General features: G+C 60.8%; 14 protein-coding genes, 1 tRNA gene and 4 pseudogenes. 9 read left to right on the top strand and 10 right to left on the bottom strand.

The annotated features are described in order from the left end of the window. Positions 1-4 precede the first annotated feature (4 nt). Both AC0QDI_RS11920 and AC0QDI_RS11925 read right to left on the bottom strand, forming a co-directional pair. Positions 5-2,107: a minichromosome maintenance protein MCM gene (locus tag AC0QDI_RS11920; RefSeq protein ID WP_474668406.1), complete on the bottom strand. Its 2,103-nt coding sequence runs from the start codon at positions 2,105-2,107 to the stop codon at positions 5-7. Between the two features lie 437 nt (positions 2,108-2,544). Next, positions 2,545-3,197 (bottom strand): annotated as a pseudogene (locus tag AC0QDI_RS11925) (DUF502 domain-containing protein). 179 nt (positions 3,198-3,376) lie between these two features. Between AC0QDI_RS11925 and AC0QDI_RS11930 the strand changes: the two are divergent. The 6 genes from AC0QDI_RS11930 to AC0QDI_RS11955 all read left to right on the top strand — a co-directional run bounded on the left by AC0QDI_RS11930 (position 3,377) and on the right by AC0QDI_RS11955 (position 6,931). Further along, positions 3,377-3,952: a hypothetical protein gene (locus tag AC0QDI_RS11930; protein WP_474668408.1), complete on the top strand. Its 576-nt coding sequence runs from the start codon at positions 3,377-3,379 to the stop codon at positions 3,950-3,952. Between the two features lie 188 nt (positions 3,953-4,140). Further along, positions 4,141-4,314 carry a hypothetical protein gene (locus AC0QDI_RS11935; protein ID WP_474668410.1) on the top strand — a complete coding sequence of 58 codons (174 nt, stop codon included), beginning with the start codon at positions 4,141-4,143 and terminating at the stop codon, positions 4,312-4,314. A 458-nt stretch (positions 4,315-4,772) separates the two neighbouring features. Beyond that, entirely contained in the window at positions 4,773-5,045 is a 273-nt protein-coding gene (locus tag AC0QDI_RS11940) for a MarR family transcriptional regulator (RefSeq protein ID WP_474668412.1), read from the top strand. Between the two features lie 284 nt (positions 5,046-5,329). Next, positions 5,330-5,485, top strand: coding sequence for a hypothetical protein (locus tag AC0QDI_RS11945; protein WP_474668414.1), 156 nt, complete (start codon positions 5,330-5,332; stop codon positions 5,483-5,485). 673 nt (positions 5,486-6,158) lie between these two features. Then, on the top strand, positions 6,159-6,545 hold the full coding sequence (locus AC0QDI_RS11950; RefSeq protein WP_474668416.1) for a type IV pilin domain-containing protein: 387 nt from the start codon (positions 6,159-6,161) through the stop codon (positions 6,543-6,545). A gap of 2 nt (positions 6,546-6,547) precedes the next feature. After that, positions 6,548-6,931: a type IV pilin domain-containing protein gene (locus tag AC0QDI_RS11955; RefSeq protein WP_474668418.1), complete on the top strand. Its 384-nt coding sequence runs from the start codon at positions 6,548-6,550 to the stop codon at positions 6,929-6,931. Between the two features lie 153 nt (positions 6,932-7,084). Here the strand turns inward: AC0QDI_RS11955 and AC0QDI_RS11960 are convergent, their stop codons facing one another. Then, on the bottom strand, positions 7,085-7,270 hold the full coding sequence (locus AC0QDI_RS11960) for a DUF8053 family protein (RefSeq protein WP_474668420.1): 186 nt from the start codon (positions 7,268-7,270) through the stop codon (positions 7,085-7,087). Between the two features lie 86 nt (positions 7,271-7,356). On the opposite strand from AC0QDI_RS11960, the pseudogene AC0QDI_RS11965 reads away from it, so the two are divergent. Then, positions 7,357-7,509: pseudogene (locus AC0QDI_RS11965) on the top strand (hypothetical protein); the annotation flags it as partial. A gap of 150 nt (positions 7,510-7,659) precedes the next feature. After that, a pseudogene (locus tag AC0QDI_RS11970) lies at positions 7,660-7,974 on the top strand (PD-(D/E)XK family putative nuclease); the annotation flags it as partial. Between the two features lie 339 nt (positions 7,975-8,313). On the opposite strand, the gene AC0QDI_RS11975 reads toward AC0QDI_RS11970, so the two are convergent. The 5 genes and pseudogenes from AC0QDI_RS11975 to AC0QDI_RS11995 form a co-directional block, all read right to left on the bottom strand. Beyond that, positions 8,314-8,568, bottom strand: a complete 255-nt coding sequence (locus AC0QDI_RS11975) for a DUF7692 domain-containing protein (RefSeq protein WP_474668422.1) — start codon at positions 8,566-8,568, stop codon at positions 8,314-8,316. 301 nt (positions 8,569-8,869) lie between these two features. Further along, positions 8,870-9,949 carry a pyridoxal-phosphate dependent enzyme gene (locus AC0QDI_RS11980; RefSeq protein ID WP_474668424.1) on the bottom strand — a complete coding sequence of 360 codons (1,080 nt, stop codon included), beginning with the start codon at positions 9,947-9,949 and terminating at the stop codon, positions 8,870-8,872. A gap of 393 nt (positions 9,950-10,342) precedes the next feature. Beyond that, positions 10,343-10,558, bottom strand: a pseudogene (locus AC0QDI_RS11985) (DUF7845 domain-containing protein); the annotation flags it as partial. A 258-nt stretch (positions 10,559-10,816) separates the two neighbouring features. After that, a complete protein-coding gene (locus tag AC0QDI_RS11990) occupies positions 10,817-11,125 on the bottom strand; it encodes a DUF7563 family protein (protein WP_474668426.1) in 309 nt (102 codons plus the stop codon). A gap of 88 nt (positions 11,126-11,213) precedes the next feature. After that, positions 11,214-11,286: transfer RNA gene (locus tag AC0QDI_RS11995), tRNA-Pro, on the bottom strand. Positions 11,287-11,369: 83 nt separating this feature from the next. Here AC0QDI_RS11995 and AC0QDI_RS12000 point away from each other — a divergent pair. Next, positions 11,370-11,624 (top strand): pro-sigmaK processing inhibitor BofA family protein, encoded by a 255-nt coding sequence (locus AC0QDI_RS12000; protein ID WP_474668428.1) that lies wholly within the window; start codon positions 11,370-11,372, stop codon positions 11,622-11,624. Positions 11,625-11,736: 112 nt separating this feature from the next. Here AC0QDI_RS12000 and AC0QDI_RS12005 read toward each other — a convergent pair whose 3' ends face one another. Together AC0QDI_RS12005 and AC0QDI_RS12010 are read right to left on the bottom strand one after the other, a co-directional pair. Next, positions 11,737-12,432, bottom strand: a complete 696-nt coding sequence (locus tag AC0QDI_RS12005) for a DUF7504 family protein (protein ID WP_474668430.1) — start codon at positions 12,430-12,432, stop codon at positions 11,737-11,739. 144 nt (positions 12,433-12,576) lie between these two features. Next, positions 12,577-14,643 carry a DEAD/DEAH box helicase gene (locus AC0QDI_RS12010; protein ID WP_474668432.1) on the bottom strand — a complete coding sequence of 689 codons (2,067 nt, stop codon included), beginning with the start codon at positions 14,641-14,643 and terminating at the stop codon, positions 12,577-12,579. Positions 14,644-14,654: the final 11 nt, after the last annotated feature.

Raw genomic sequence — 14,654 nt, forward strand, 5'->3', positions numbered from 1 at the left:
CGTCCTACGTCGTCCGAAGCGTATCCGTACTCGGCTCGTAGACCTCGCCTTTCTGTTTGAGCTTGTCGATCTCGTGTTCGGCTTTGGACTGCTCCATGCCGACTTCCTCGGCTCGCTCGAGGACGATGTCGACCGGCGCGCCGTCGTCGTACTCCTCCTCGATGTCGCCGATCAGCTGTTTGAGGTTCTTGATCCGGTCGCGCTGGGACTTCGAGGTGCCGGCCTCGACGATGTCCGCGTCGAACTCGCCGGTCTCGGGATCGACGCCGATGTCTTGCAGACACGATCGGACGATCTCGATAACCCGTTCGGCGTCGGCCTGCTCGACCGTATCCGAGAGCCGCACGCGAGCGCTGGCCTCCGACAGTCGAACGAGGGCTTCGAGTTTTCGCGCCGTCACGGGGACCGGCGCGTCCTCGTCGGACCCCTTCGCACGCAGGTCGACGTAGAAGTCTCGGATCGAGTTGCGAGCGCTCTCGGTCATCCGCGGATGGCAGTTCTGTTTCGCGTAGGCGATGTACTTGCGCAGGAGTTCGGCGTCGATCTCCGGATCGACCTGCTCGGTCATCTCGTCGATCTCGCTCTGACTGACGTCCATCGACGTCATCTCCTCGCGCTGCGTGGTCAACTCGCCCGCGTAGTTCGTGGTGATGATGTGTTCCGCGAGGTTGCGATCTTTCTCCTCGTCGGGCTGGTCCGTCACGGTGAAGATCAGGTCGAACCGCGAGATCAGCGCCGGCTCGAGGTCGATCTGCTCGCCGATCGGCTCGTACTGGTCGAAGCGGCCGTACTTGGGATTGGCCGCGCCGAGCAGGGAACAGCGGGACTTGAGCGTCGCGTTGATCCCCGCCTTCGAGACCGATATCTTCTGTTGCTCTAAGGCCTCGTGCATGGCACTCCTGTCTTCCGATCGCATTTTATCTAGCTCGTCAATGGCGGCGATCCCCTGATCGGCGAGGACGAGCGCGCCGGCCTCGAGGGTCCACTGCTGGCCGTCGCCGAAGTCGTCGCGAACGGCGGCGGCGGTGAGACCCGCCGAGGACGAGCCTTTCCCGGAGGTATAGACGGCTCGAGGGGCGATGTTCTGGATGTAGCTCAGCATCTGGCTCTTGCCTGTACCAGGATCACCGATAAGCAGCATGTGCAGGTCTCCCCGAATCCGCGAGCCGTCGGGCAACTGCTTCGTCACGCCGGAAAACAGCTGGAGGATCATCGAGAGCTTCTCCTGATCGTAGCCGTAGATCGAGGGCGCGATGGAGGCGACCATCTGCTCGTAGATGCCCTCGGAGCTCGAGAGCCGGACGATCTCCTCTTTGTCCTCGTCGGTGATGTCCATGTCCTCGAACTGCTCTTCGTCGACCTCGACGGACATCCCCTCCATGTAGAAGTCGAAGACGGGCGACTTCTCCTGCTGGTCGCCCTGTTGCTCGAGCCGGAGGACGCCCGTCGCGGAGACGTGGTCGCCGGGCGTGACCTCGCCGGTGATGTCGTCCTCGATGTGGATGTCGAGCGACTGCGGGGTCTCCCCGCCGCGCAGCCCTTCGGGACTCTCCTGGATGCGCAGCTTCTGTGAGTCGACGAACTCGGACTGGTCGAAGTTGACGCGGAACGGGCCCTGCCGCTCACAGCCCTGGCACTCGTGAGGTTCCTGAAAATCGCCGCTGGACTGGGGGACGCGGGTGAGGGTGCCACAGAGCTGGCACTCGAAGGCGGATTCCTCGATCTTGGGTCGGACGTCGGTAGCCTTGCGGACGATCCCCCGGACCTGGACGAGAGAGTTCATCTCTCGAGCGCGGATCTCCCGGATCTCTGGGGACTCCGTCTCGGGGAGGTTTCGGATTCGGACGTGGGCCTGCCCGAGGCTCACGTCGATCGGGAGGTCGTAGAGGCGCAGCGCCTCTTCGGCGTAGCGCTGGAGCTGTTCGGGCTGGTTCAAAAAATCGTCCGCGAGGTCGGGATCGAACTTGTAGAGGTCCTGCCAGTCGACGTGGAGCGACCGCTGCTCGTTGGGATACTGCTGGGCAAGCTGTTTGATCTCGTTGTCGTAGTAGTTGCGAAAGAACTGCTCGAAAGAGTCGACGAGTTCGGAATTTCCCGCTTGCGCCATTGCACCGTTCTAGGACCGCCATCGGGTATAAATGGTCGTATACCGGGGCGAAACTGAACGGGGGCGAGCCGCGGCCGGTCCCAGCCCTCGAGCCCCTATCGCTCCGTCGGTCGGATGCGAGACGAAGCCGCGTCCGCGCCCTCGAGAAATCGGAAAACCGATTCGGTCCACGTCCAACCCGTCGACCCTGTTTTTGTGACGGGCCGACGCGGACCACACGCCGTGTACTATCTTCCCCTCGGCCGGTTGGCCGCGCGGCCACAGTCGTTCGTTCGACCCCGACAGTATGTAATTACGGCCAATCTGTTTTGGCTATCCGGAGACCGAGAAAGAGAGTAGGCGGCCCCAACGGGGTCGGACGGACTGCTGGCAGTCAGTTCCGGCGCACTCGCGACCCGCCACGCGGGTGCGGCGGGCCACGGTGACAGCGGACCGTCTCAGTCGGCACCGCTTGGGGCCTCTCCGAGGCTATCAGCGGCGACGCCGAGCGTCGCGATCGATCGGAACGCTTCCTCGATGGTCAGATCGACTTCGTGGACTTTCTTGGTGGGCATGTGGATGACGTAGCCGTTCGTCGCCGGGTTCGGCGCGAGCGGGACCATGATAGTCACCAGCTCCGTTTCGTCCGCGCTCGCCTCGACCACGGCGGGCGTCTCCGCGGTGAGAAAGCCGAGCATGTACGCGCCTTTGTGGGAAAACTCCACGAGTTTCACGTCCTGGAACTGGTCCGTGTCGTCATCGACCAGCAGCCGACTGGCCCGACGAACGCTCCCGTAGACGGTGCTTGACGCCGGGGATCGTCTCCATCACCGCGTGCACCCGCTTCGAGATGCATTTGCCGGGGGTGTGCTCCGCGGCGAGGCCGACTAACAGGAAGACCTCGAGCAGCGAGAGCAGCGTCACGAACTCGATCGCCGGAGCCGCGCGGTTCGTCGGCCAAGAGATAGGTGACGCCGGCGGTCACCGGCGAGCTGGCGTTTCGAATGAAGTTGAGAACGACTAACACCACCAGCAGCGTCGCAACCAGCGGAATCGTGATCACGATCCCGTTGACGAGCCAGCGTCGGAACCGCGAGCCGGGAGATGCCATGTCTCCTCACAGCCGAACTGACGCCGAAACCGTGAGGCTTGCGGGCGGTCGCAGCCGTCCGCACGGTCGGTCGGTATCTCTCGCGTTCGCCGGAACTCGAGTGCGACTCACAATCCGGAGCTCCAGTACGGTCGCGAGATGGCCACTACTCTTAATTGATCGCGGTTGGACCGACAGCCATGTCTCGAGAAACACCGACCGAAACGACTGCTGACTCGACTCCCAGACGGGAACCACACGAGCAACGGAACCGTTCCGTCTCGGACGTTCTCTCCGACGATCGAAATAAGGGGTATCTCACCTATACGACATCGATTTTCGCCATCGTCGGTGCCGGGTTCGGACTGACCGGTGCGCTCGGCACCCGGATGCTGTTCGACGGCTCTGAGGAGGGCGGATTCATCGTCGCGTTCTTCACGATCGTCCTGTTCGGCGTCATGGTATTCACCGGGCCGATACTCGGCGCGATCAGCGGGCTTCAGCTCGATCGGCACATCGACGACACGCGCGAAGCGATGATCACCGCCTTCACCAGCGGGACGCTCGGCTACGTCGTGATGACGATCGTCGGCGTCCTCGTCACCGTCGTCTTCTCACCCAGCACCGATAGCGCGGACACCGGCAGCACCGGTGGGGGCGGCGGGACCGATCTCTTCGATCTCGGCGACGTGCTCGTCCCCCTGATCGCGATGGCGATTCCCGTCGGTCTCGTCGCGGCAGGAGTGGTCTACGTCGGGGATCGATTCCTCGAGTAGTCGGGGTGAGAGATCGAGGCGAGGTCGCCTCGGTTCGTCGTTCTACCGACGATCTCGAATCCCGTCTCGAATCGGCTCTGTACGGGCGGTTTCGCCACCTGCTCCGGTCGATACCGAATCGGGGCCTGCCGAACACCTTCGTACGTTGGGGCCGCACTGATAGCGATGTAGCCGCTTCGTCTCATTCCATGGCGACACGATCCACCCAAACGCGAGCCGCGGTCCGCTGTGAGAACTGTGAAGCGATTCTCGTCGCCGAGGTCACGCCGGCGGGTTCGCTCCGCCCGCTGGGCACGAGCGAGGACTGTATCTGCGGTGACGGATCGTTCACTCGGCTCGAGCAGCCAACCCCGTCTCCCTGATCGGTATTGTGCGCTCCGTGGGGGCGGCGATCGAACGGCCGAGGCTGCTCCGCGGCGAGGGCGGATTTGGAAGGCGATCACAAACGCCCCGTGACGACCCGTTTCGAACGTTTGAAATCGAATAAATTTCGATGTTTGGCCCCCATTTGACCACTTCATCTGGCATATTCGATATGATTGCTCCAACAAGAAGCTTTATTATTGAACGTACGCTATGTGGTAGTGAGGTGATGACGACGAATACCAAACCGATCACTACGGCTGTACGAAACTCCTGTGGCCATTGTGACCATACTCCGTGTGGGCCCCGCCACCGGCTAGCACCGGAGAGCGTCACGCCCCGAACCCATATGCCTCGATCCTCGGCACTCAGTTTTCACGACACGTTTTGACACCCCAGCGGAATCACCAGTATTCGAATTAGAAACTGACTGTTCGTCCCAGGTTTATTCGAACGAATGATTCGCATCCTCGAGACCCTCGCGGACACCGATCTGATCCGTTCCCCTCGCGTTCTGGAGGCGAATATCGACTACTCGCGACACTATCAGAGTACGCGGCTCGGAACGCTTCGCGATGCTGGACTCGTCGATCGCGTCGACGAGGGACTGTACCGGATCATCGACCGCGGCCGTGAGTATCTCGAGGGAGAACTCGAGGCCGAAGAGTTGGAAAATAGCGTCCGAAACCGCTCACTCCGCTTCGTCGGGCGAGAGACGGTGTTCGGGTAGGTGACCGAGCGAGCGAGTTGCGTCCGCCGAGATCGTCACCGATTCGTCGCCGGCCGTAACGGGTTCGCCGGCAACCGATTGAATCAACGCTGCCAGCTCTTCGCGGTAGGACTGTGACCGTTCTTCGATAATCTGCATTGATTCGCTCGACGGGTCCGTATACGCACAGTTCACCAGATAGCAGTAGACGAACGTCTCACGGACATCTATGGGCGCATCCTCGAGATGCCACGGAAGTGAAAAACCCTCGAGTTCCGATTTTTCCCGATCGGCGTACCGAGTACGTGGAGTACCCGACCGAGGACCGCGCCATCCTCGACAGGCCGGACGACAGGGCCGCGTATCTCGTCGGCATCCTCGTGAACCGTGTAACCGACACCCGCGAGCTCGAGCACATCGAAACAGTGCGAATTGAAGCCGCGCTCGTTCAGCACGAATAGCGGCTGCCAGTTCTCGCTGTTGATCGAACCGCCCGAATACACGTTCGCGAAGAGCGCGTTGAGCGCGCTAAACTAATCGTCTTCGTCGGTGAGATCGATCCACCCGCGCTCGCGGGCTGCCCGAAGGCCGGCCACCACGTTCGGGGTGCGCTCGTAGTCGATCCACGAGCGGACGTGACCGAGCGAGATCTCGAGTCGGTTCGAGATCGCCGTATACCTGTGTCAGAATGATCGATCCGGCAGGCGGCGACCCGTCGATACTGTTGCACCGCCGTCCATGCGTCGTCGTAGGCCCACCGTCGTCGGTGCGCGCGAAGTCGGCCTCGGTGACGAGCGGTCCGTCAGGTGGCATACCCCCACCGTGTGCTCGAGCCGACAAATTCGCATCGTCTCGGTCGGAAATTATAAAATCGCAAGACTGCGTGGCTTCAAGGACCCACTGGAACCGAGATAGTACCCGCTGATTCTCAGTTCTGAAAGTCTTTTCAGTGGGAATGAGCTTCACTATCCCTTAAACATATATAGGGCTGGTTGACTCGTGGCTATTAGGCATCGGACGACGGCGGCTCGAGAAAGTAAGGCGAGGATGGTTCCAATCCCCCTAACTGCGATCCTCGGTTCCACGAGGTGGTAGATAAGACTTCTCACCGTTCACGGCCGGTGCGTGATTCAAATGATAGATGGGAAATCAGTGCGGCAGAAGCTAATTGGATCGGACGATGAACGTGCAGTGAGCCCAGTTATCGGGGTTATTCTCATGGTTGCGATTACCGTCATTCTGGCGGCAGTGATCGCAGCGTTCGTGCTGGACATGGGTTCGAATCAGAGTGCACCGGCCCAAGCAGGGCTCGACATCAGTAACGATACTAGCGGAAGTTTTGACTACAATGTGACGGTCACTTCGATGGGAGATAACACCCAAACTGTCAAATGTTCGGACAGCAGCCTGAGTGGCCAAGAGACGAGTGAAGTAGGTGGGGAGTTCCACTGCTCTGAAGGTTCGAATATCATCGGTGTGAACGATGAGGGTAAAGAAAACGTCCTTCAGACGGATATCTAACGATGGATCTGAAAAATTACCGTAACAAGCTGGTTGGGAACGACGAGGAGCGAGCCGTTTCACCCGTCATTGGAGTGATATTGATGGTGGCGATAACTGTAATTCTCGCTGCTGTGATCGCGGCGTTCGTGCTAGACATGGGTTCGAATCAGAGCGCACCAGCACAGGCAGGCCTCGATCTTTCAAACAACACTAGTGCCGGAAGTACTAGTAGTTATAATGTGACGGTTACCTCGATGGGAGATAACACTGCAACTGTCAAGTGTTCGGATCCAAATGGTCAAAGTACGGACACAGTTGGCGGAGAGTTCTATTGTAATAAGGGCTCGAATATCATCGGTATCAATGATGATGGCGAAGAGAATGTCCTTCAGACAGATATCTAACTAACTAGTTGATTCTGAGGGGATTATTTTGTCTTCAAACGCTCAGAGCTAAGAACCCCATCCACAGCCTCACTCATCGATTAGCCTTCGTCTCGTCGAGCCTGGCGAGTGCCTAGCGTTGCTCTCGTCTGGCCTCCTCGAGTAAATCATTCATCACGCGTCAATTCCTTCGACGAACTCAACAGTCCACTCACCGTCACCGATGTGGCGGATATGCAGGTAATGCTCTCCCTTGAGACCACCATCTTCGTCAAGTATCCCCTCAACCCGGAGACTGTCTTTCGGCAGGATGATTCCGAGCGAATTCTGGTCCAAGCGTCTGGGTTCGTTCAGCGCCATGCATCGGCGGCAACCCGCCTTGGTACAAACGTTGGTGAACCTTGGTTTTCCGACCTTTTCGACGGGAGGGGGTGACAACCGGTCGGATGGCACTTAGCCTCCCATCAAACGCTGTCCCATCGGCGGTACGGCGCGAAGACGGCATAGATCTGATTGACAGCGTGCTCGCGCCGCTGTTCGTTCCCGCGACGATCTCCGTCGCGGCGGTCGGCACGTTCAGCCTGGGCGCGCCGTTCAACACCGGGTTCGACGGCGTTCTGTACGGTTCGCAGGCCACAGAGATCACCTGCGGGTTCCTCGATGATCACCGTGATCACCGCGTGGGTCACGAACGGCCAAACGACCATCGAGGACTACACGGACATGGAGACGGTCACGCCCCTGCTGAGTTCGGTCTCGAGCGGGCGAGCTGGTACGACGCGAGATTCGGGAACGGGACGCCCGTCGAGGGTAAGAGCACGATGCACGAGCATTCCGACGGCCAGCCCGGTAACTGGAAGATCTATCGGGAGTACCACGAGAAACTCCGGCGTCACGACGGCTGGTACTGTTTCGTCGTCTACCGACCACATGGGCGCTCAGGTTGTACGATCCTCCGTGAGAAGATGGGCTGCTCGAGCGATCGCCCGCTGCTCCGGTGGCACGGTGGCGGTGATCACCGTGGGACCGAACAGGCGAAGATTACACTCGATACCATTTCTTGACAAAACGGCGGGTGGGGGGTGCCTCCGAATGGTGAGGGGAAAGGGGCGGAGGCAATTGGTAATTTTTGGTTATTACTATTGGTTGTTTCGGTAGGTGGCATATTATCAACAAGACTATCTCTGCGTAGCTCGAAGAGGTAGGTGGCGGGGATGAGGATTCGGTCGTCCGACTGAATCCGTCCGACTGCGAGACAGACGGAACCTCGCCGCCCTGAGATCGTTCCGGCTTGAAAGTCACTGGCCAAATCGTCAAAAACGATCTCAAACCTCCCACAACATATCACCTATGGGGTGGGGCTCCGGCGCTGGCCCCTGGCCGGCGCTTCTCGAGACGAGAATTCACTCCGTAGTGGCGGCGATCTCGGTATCCGCTTCGAACGCCACCGCTCGAGTCGAGAGGGGCTCGGCGATCTCCCGGCGCTGCTCGAGCGTGAGGTCGTCGCGCTCGAGGACCTGGCGGGACGCCTGGACGGGCTTCGGCACGTCGTCGCAAGCGCTTACCACAGCTTTCGTCTCGTTACAGTCGTAGAAGTCGGCTGCCTGCTCGATCGCGTCCTGTCGGTTCGCATAGTCGCCGTCGGTTCTGATTCGCATACTCGTACACACGACCCCCGAAATCCTCGTTTTTTCGGCTCACTGGACGGCTCATTTCGGCCCAAAACCAGTGGAACGTGTCGGTCATCCAGAGAAGAACGCGGTCTCGAACGACCGAGCGACTCGAGATATGCACGCGAGGATTCGCGTCTCGTGTGCATATTCGCGGAACGGGATTTGTCGACGTGCGACCCCACGCGGTCACACCGACACGGTATTTCGCGGGGTTCTATTCAGCCACAACTCGTTTGAACGACTCGGTAAGTGCATGTGCGAACGTATCGATGAACGTTCCGTCCGGTTACGTTTTCAATCCATGTCCCGTGAGTGGCATCACCACGTCTGCATCTGGCCCAAGCGTTTCCCGTTCTCGATATACCGAAAGTGCCGCAGGTGCAATCGCTGACGTCGGTTCTACGTAGAATCCGTGATCGTGGAGTCGATCTAACTCCGTTTGCACCGCATCTTCCGTAATCGCAATCGCATCACCGTCGGTCTCAGCAATCGCATCCAGAAGTTGTCGTTTTCGCGTTGGCTCCCGAATCTGGATGCCATCTGCGACATCGTTCTCACCCTCGGGGACCACCTGGAGTTCGCTCGCGATCGGCGCATATCCCGCGGCTTGCGCGCCGAGCAGACGTGGAACCGAATCAATCCACCCCGCATCATACAACGCCTTGAATCCACGGTACACCCCCAGGAACAGGGTTCCATGGCCGAGCGGCATCACGACCGCATCAGGGGCGTTCCAGTCACGTTGGAGTGCGACTTCATACGCGGCCGTCGCCGTCCCTGCAAAGAACGCTGGACTCCACGAATGACTCGCGTACCACGCATCGCCCGATTCAACAGCCTCGATGCATGCATCGGTCACGGCTTGACGTCCGCCTCCGATTCGAACAGGCGTTGCACCGGCCCGTTCGATTGCTCGGAGCTTCGCGTCTTTTACAGAGGCTGGAACGTAAATCTCTGCGTCGAGTCCAGCGCAAGCCGCGTAGGTTGCGATTGCAGCCCCTGCGTTCCCTGATGAATCTTCGACGACTCGATCTGCGCCACACGCGATCGCATGGCTGATCGTCGTGGTTGCACCTCGATCCTTGAAGCTACCCGTTGGCGAGACGTATTCGAGTTTAAACTGAGCATCCCATGTCGATGACGAAATCAGCGGCGTCATCCCTTCGCCGAGAGAGGGACCTTTCTCAACAGGAATGAACATATCGAACGACCAGAGTCCGTCTCGCGTATCGAACTGACCGGGATCTGGCCGGTCGGACGCCGGAAGCGGTTGGTGAGTAAAGTCAAGGACGCCGCCACACTCACACCGCCACTGACCGGTATACGTCCGCCCACACGAAGAACAGACAAGTTCGGGAGTATCCATGCGCTCCCTTAGCTACGTCTCATGGAATAAACTTCGGTGGTAGCAACGTAGCTATCACTGCGCGACGGCAGATAAGTATCCTATATTGAACGCTGACTCGCACTCTGATAGTACAGAACCACTGACCATCGTTTCGTGTGCTACAACTGGAGTTCTGCGTGCGGGGGTGGGGACGGGGCGCTGTGATTTTTTGGCGCTGTCGCACTGGCGACACCCGCCAAGGGTGGTTTTCGCGCGAAGCGCGAAACGACCCCGAAGGCGTTGCGGCGCTGTCGCGGCGATCGCCGCGGCTACCCCGACCGAAAACAACCCAGCTTGTGAAAATCAGTCGATAACGAAAGTGAGGTTGCGCAAACGAAACGAAGGGGTGACGTTACCACTATCCGGGCCGGTTCAGCGATCGGCGACAGCGCCGACGAATCCGGTCTCGGTTCCGCCGGGAGTCTTCCAGGTCAGCTCGATCCCGCGGAGCGCCGTCGGATCGTTGCCCGACTTCGACCACTTCTCGAGGGTCTCACTGGTGATCGTGACGTGATCCTCGAAGCTGTCGGCCTTCAGCCGGGAAAGAGTCGTATCGATCCGCATCCGGCGGGGTTCGCCAGTTCGGTCTCGAGATCACGATCGTCGCTCTCGATATCGACGCTCATAGCGGGCCCTCTCGTGCGTCGCGAATCGTTCGCGTACAGTCCGATTCGAGATAATCGATAAATACCTCGACTCGATCGCACAGAGAGATCCGATTCATTCGCACCAGCAGCGCCCGTTCCAACGTTAGAAACACCGTCATAGCGCTGATGGGTATCGCTCGAGGACTGTCCACCGTCGGCACGAATCTCTCGGTCCTCGAGCGCTCGCCGAACCTCCTCGTCAGTCGCTTGCTGGGCCGGATGGGCTATGGGCGTCCGGCTCCCGACATCGTACAACTGGTTCGCCGGAACGAACCAGCGACACCTCGGTCTCCGCTCCGTGACGACCGGGCGATGTCTCCGGATCCGGAATCGAAACGCCGACGCCAGCAGCGGAGCCGCGGCTCAGTCCCGCGTACGTATCGCAGTCACCGCAGCGGTGGGCTCGGTTGCAGTTGTCACCGAAAACCCGCGAGAAGTGGTCAGTAACGTGGGCTCCGCAGTTACGACAGGTCGAGTTGTCGACCGACGGCCAGGGCGCGACCGTCACGCCGACCTCCACCAGAAAGCGGCTGCTACGTGATGTGAGAACGACTGAAGTAAAGCGGCAAAGACGGCCGCTTTACTTGTATGCAGTATGGGATCGCCCGGATTTGAACCGGGGTCACGGGCACCCAAGGCCCGAAGTATACCAAGCTAACCCACGATCCCGTATTTACTCCAATCGCGCCCACGTCATAAAGCGTTTCGTTCCGGTCCGAACGATTTTGCCCGATGCCGTAATAGCGCCGGTCATGACCGGACTCGAGATGCTGCTGCTGATTCTCGTGTTGGTACTCGTCCTCGTGGCGGCACAACTTATCGAGGTCGCGAGACCCTTCATCGTCAACGCGGTGGGCGGACTCGTGGTGTTGTACCTCGCCCAGGTCGTCTTCGGCGTCGGAGTAGCGGTGACGCCCCTGACAGTGGCGATCGTCGCGATCGGCGGCGTTCCGGGCTCGTTGCTCGTGCTCGCGCTCTCGCTGTTCGGTATCGCCTTCGTTCCGTGAGTCGCGCTGATCGGCGTCGAGCCGTCGACGCAGACGGTCTGGCGTCCCGATACATCGGCGCACCCGTCTGGCGGGTCCCAGGTGCGCCGAAACTGACGGAGCGGAGTCCGTCTCAGTTTCCGAGAAGACGCGCGATGTCCTCGTCGGTCGCTTCGGAGACCGCATCGGATCCGGTGTCGACCGTCGACGCCTCGTCCCACTCGGCCAGTAGTGCGGCGACATCCTCGTCCGTCGCTTCCGGGAGCGACTCGTCGGCGTCGTCGTCTGCGACGACGGCGTCGAAAATCGTCCCGAACGTCGAGACGATCCGGTCCTCGTGGCGCGTCGGATCGAAGTGAAAGTGGGCGTAGGCGTCGACGCTCGAGAGCCGGTTCGTAAGGACGTGCCCGAACTGGAAGACCTCCTTCGGCGAGGTGTGGCGAAGCAGGGCGTCGAGCGAGTCGAAACAGACCGTGATCTCCCCGCCGGTTTCGTCCCAGTGTTTGCAAAACCGACTGATCGAGACGCCGATCGCGGAGAGGTCGGTCGGATCGGTCACTGCATCGGTGACGATCGACCGGGAGAAATCAGGCTCCGATTCGTCGTCGGCGTCGGTCAGGACGTTCCCGATCGTGAGCTGCCCGAGCGGGCCGTCGATCGCATCCTCGTCTGGACAGTCGGGCACCTCGTCGGCGAATGTGACCGCGAGATGTGCCGTGTCGCTATCGTCGTAACACAGCTCCTCGCAGGCGTCCGGCCCCGTCCGTCCCGAGTGGATGAGCAACACGTTCGCGGGCGGATCGATAGCGGCTGGCGTCGTCGTGTCCATAGTGACAGCACCGGGATGAGCCCCGTGTTGGACATCGATTGGGCCCTCCCGTCCTTTACCGTTCCGGCCACCAAGGAGGAGCGAAACCGATTTCGGCCGCGTTCCAGCGCCGTCGACTGGGTATCGCTCGCACTGCGAGCCCGATCAGAGATCCGCGTCGCGGAGTTCGATGTCCGCGACGAGTTCGTAGGGATGGGCGTCCTTCCGGATCCCGTCGAGAAGGGTGAACGCCTGGCCGGGCTCGAGGAAGTGTTCGGTCACGACGCGACCGAGCGGCGTGGGTTCGAAGCCGTCGATGAACTCGTACTGCAGCAGTTTGCCGATAGCGTGTTTCGTGGGAACGTCGCCGAGCATGCGGTCGTTGAGCGCCTTTGCGGCCTTGCCGCCGACCGTGACGTTCGCGAGCGTCTCCTCGACGGCCGCGGCCTCGTCGTAGTGGGTCATCACCGACTCCATCTCGCCTTTGAGGAGTTTGAAGGCGACCTCGTCCTCGCTCATCTCCATCGAGTTGTGGTAGACGGTGTCGGGCTCGACGAGGACGTACACCGTCCCCGCGTCGTGGTAGTCTGGCCGGCCCGCGCGGCCGAGCATCTGGTGGAACTCCTGGACCGAGAGCCACTCGATGCCCATCGCCAGCGAATCGAAGATGACCTGCGAGGCGGGGAAGTCGACTCCGGCGGCCAGCGCGGCGGTCGTGACGACCGCCGAGAGCTCCTGATCGCCGAACTTGCGTTCGACCGTCTTCCGGCGCTTGTAGTCCAGACCGGCGTGGTAGGGGGCGGCCGAGTAGTCGAGCTTCCGCGAAATCTCGTGACAGCGCCGGCGGGAGTTGGTGAAGATGATCGTCTGCCCGCGATACCCCTTCGAGGATTCGGTGTCGAACTCGCGTTTGACGAGTTTGTTCTCGACTCGCACTTTCTCCTGGCCGTCCGCGAAGGTGACGTGGCGCTCGATCGGGATCGGCCGCTCCTCGAACTCGATGAGCGTGGCCTCGAGCGCTTCCGTGAGCTGCGTCGGGTTGCCGACGGTCGCCGAGAGGTAGATCCACTGCGCCCCCTGATAGTCGTCGCGGCGCTTCGCGCGCCGTTCGCACGTGTACTTGAGCCGCGAGATGAGGCCGTCGAGGCGGTGGCCCCGATCCTCCTCTTTGAGGGTGTGGACCTCGTCGATGACGACGGTCCCGATGTCGCCCATCTCCTTGCCCGTCCGCAGGGCGTGGTCGATCCCCTCGTAGGTGCCGACGATGACGTCGGCGTTCGGATCGAACTGGTTGCCGTTGTCGGCGATTCGGCTCGCGCCGACGCGGATGGAGACGTCGACGAGGTGGCCGTACTCGTCCTGAAAGTCCTCGTACTTCTGGTTGGCCAGCGCCACCAGCGGCACCAGAAAGAGCATCGTCCCCTGTCCTTCGAGGACGCGGTCGATGCCGGACATCTCGCCGACGAGGGTCTTCCCGGTCGCCGTCGCGGAGACGACGAGCTGGTCCTCGCCGTCGAAGAGGCCGTTCTCGACCGCGAGGCTCTGGACCGGGAGCAGGGTCTCGAATCGGTCCTCGAGCAAGTTCTGTATGCCCGGGTGAAGGTTCAACGAGTCCGTCCGAACGGGGTCGACCTCCTCGGTCGTCGCCGAGATGGTATCGAACTTCGTCAGATCGGGATCGAGCTGTCCCTTGAGCAGGTTGACGATCCGTTCTAGGTCCTGGACCTCCAGCATGAGGTCTTCGAGGCGTTCCTTGGCGGCACCCGAGACCTCGCCGCCGCCGGAAAAGGAAAGCTGGCGCTCGAGCTCCCGTTTCGCACAGTCCGTACAGATCCAGTCGGTGTCGTCTTTGACGGCGGTCTCGGTCGTGATCGGCGAGTACCGGCCCGCACCGGCGCAGTAGCGGCAAGTGCGGACGGTCTTGACCTTGTCCTCGAGCTGGTAGCCCGCGAGCATTTCCTGAAGGTCACGGCGACCCGCGCTCGAGGTCTGTTCGGAGATGCGGATGCGCTTGGATCGGCGGGCGAGTTCGACGAACTCGTCGGGTTGCCGGGGCTCCTCGCTCGAGCCGTCTTTGAGTCGGAACTTCGCGGGGCGGGGCCCGGCCGAGGTTTCCGAGAGCTCGAGTTTCGCGCGGAACAGTCGCTTCCCGTCACGCTGGACGACGACGAGATAGTCGCCACCAGTTTCGTGACAGAAGATGGTATCGACCTGCTGGACCTGCTTCGACACGAGACAGAATA

The organism is Natrinema sp. LJW11, assembly GCF_056135975.1.

Bases quoted from the DNA above. Each gene is read 5' to 3' on its own strand.
- AC0QDI_RS11935 (WP_474668410.1), top strand. From the start codon at position 4,141: ATGGCGACACGATCCACCCAAACGCGAGCCGCGGTCCGCTGTGAGAAC.
- AC0QDI_RS11960 (WP_474668420.1), bottom strand. From the start codon at position 7,270: ATGGCGCTGAACGAACCCAGACGCTTGGACCAGAATTCGCTCGGAATC.
- AC0QDI_RS11980 (WP_474668424.1), bottom strand. From the start codon at position 9,949: ATGGATACTCCCGAACTTGTCTGTTCTTCGTGTGGGCGGACGTATACC.
- AC0QDI_RS12005 (WP_474668430.1), bottom strand. From the start codon at position 12,432: ATGGACACGACGACGCCAGCCGCTATCGATCCGCCCGCGAACGTGTTG.
- AC0QDI_RS11975 (WP_474668422.1), bottom strand. From the start codon at position 8,568: ATGCGAATCAGAACCGACGGCGACTATGCGAACCGACAGGACGCGATC.
- AC0QDI_RS11920 (WP_474668406.1), bottom strand. From the start codon at position 2,107: ATGGCGCAAGCGGGAAATTCCGAACTCGTCGACTCTTTCGAGCAGTTC.
- AC0QDI_RS11930 (WP_474668408.1), top strand. From the start codon at position 3,377: ATGTCTCGAGAAACACCGACCGAAACGACTGCTGACTCGACTCCCAGA.
- AC0QDI_RS11940 (WP_474668412.1), top strand. From the start codon at position 4,773: ATGATTCGCATCCTCGAGACCCTCGCGGACACCGATCTGATCCGTTCC.
- AC0QDI_RS11950 (WP_474668416.1), top strand. From the start codon at position 6,159: ATGATAGATGGGAAATCAGTGCGGCAGAAGCTAATTGGATCGGACGAT.
- AC0QDI_RS11955 (WP_474668418.1), top strand. From the start codon at position 6,548: ATGGATCTGAAAAATTACCGTAACAAGCTGGTTGGGAACGACGAGGAG.
- AC0QDI_RS12000 (WP_474668428.1), top strand. From the start codon at position 11,370: ATGACCGGACTCGAGATGCTGCTGCTGATTCTCGTGTTGGTACTCGTC.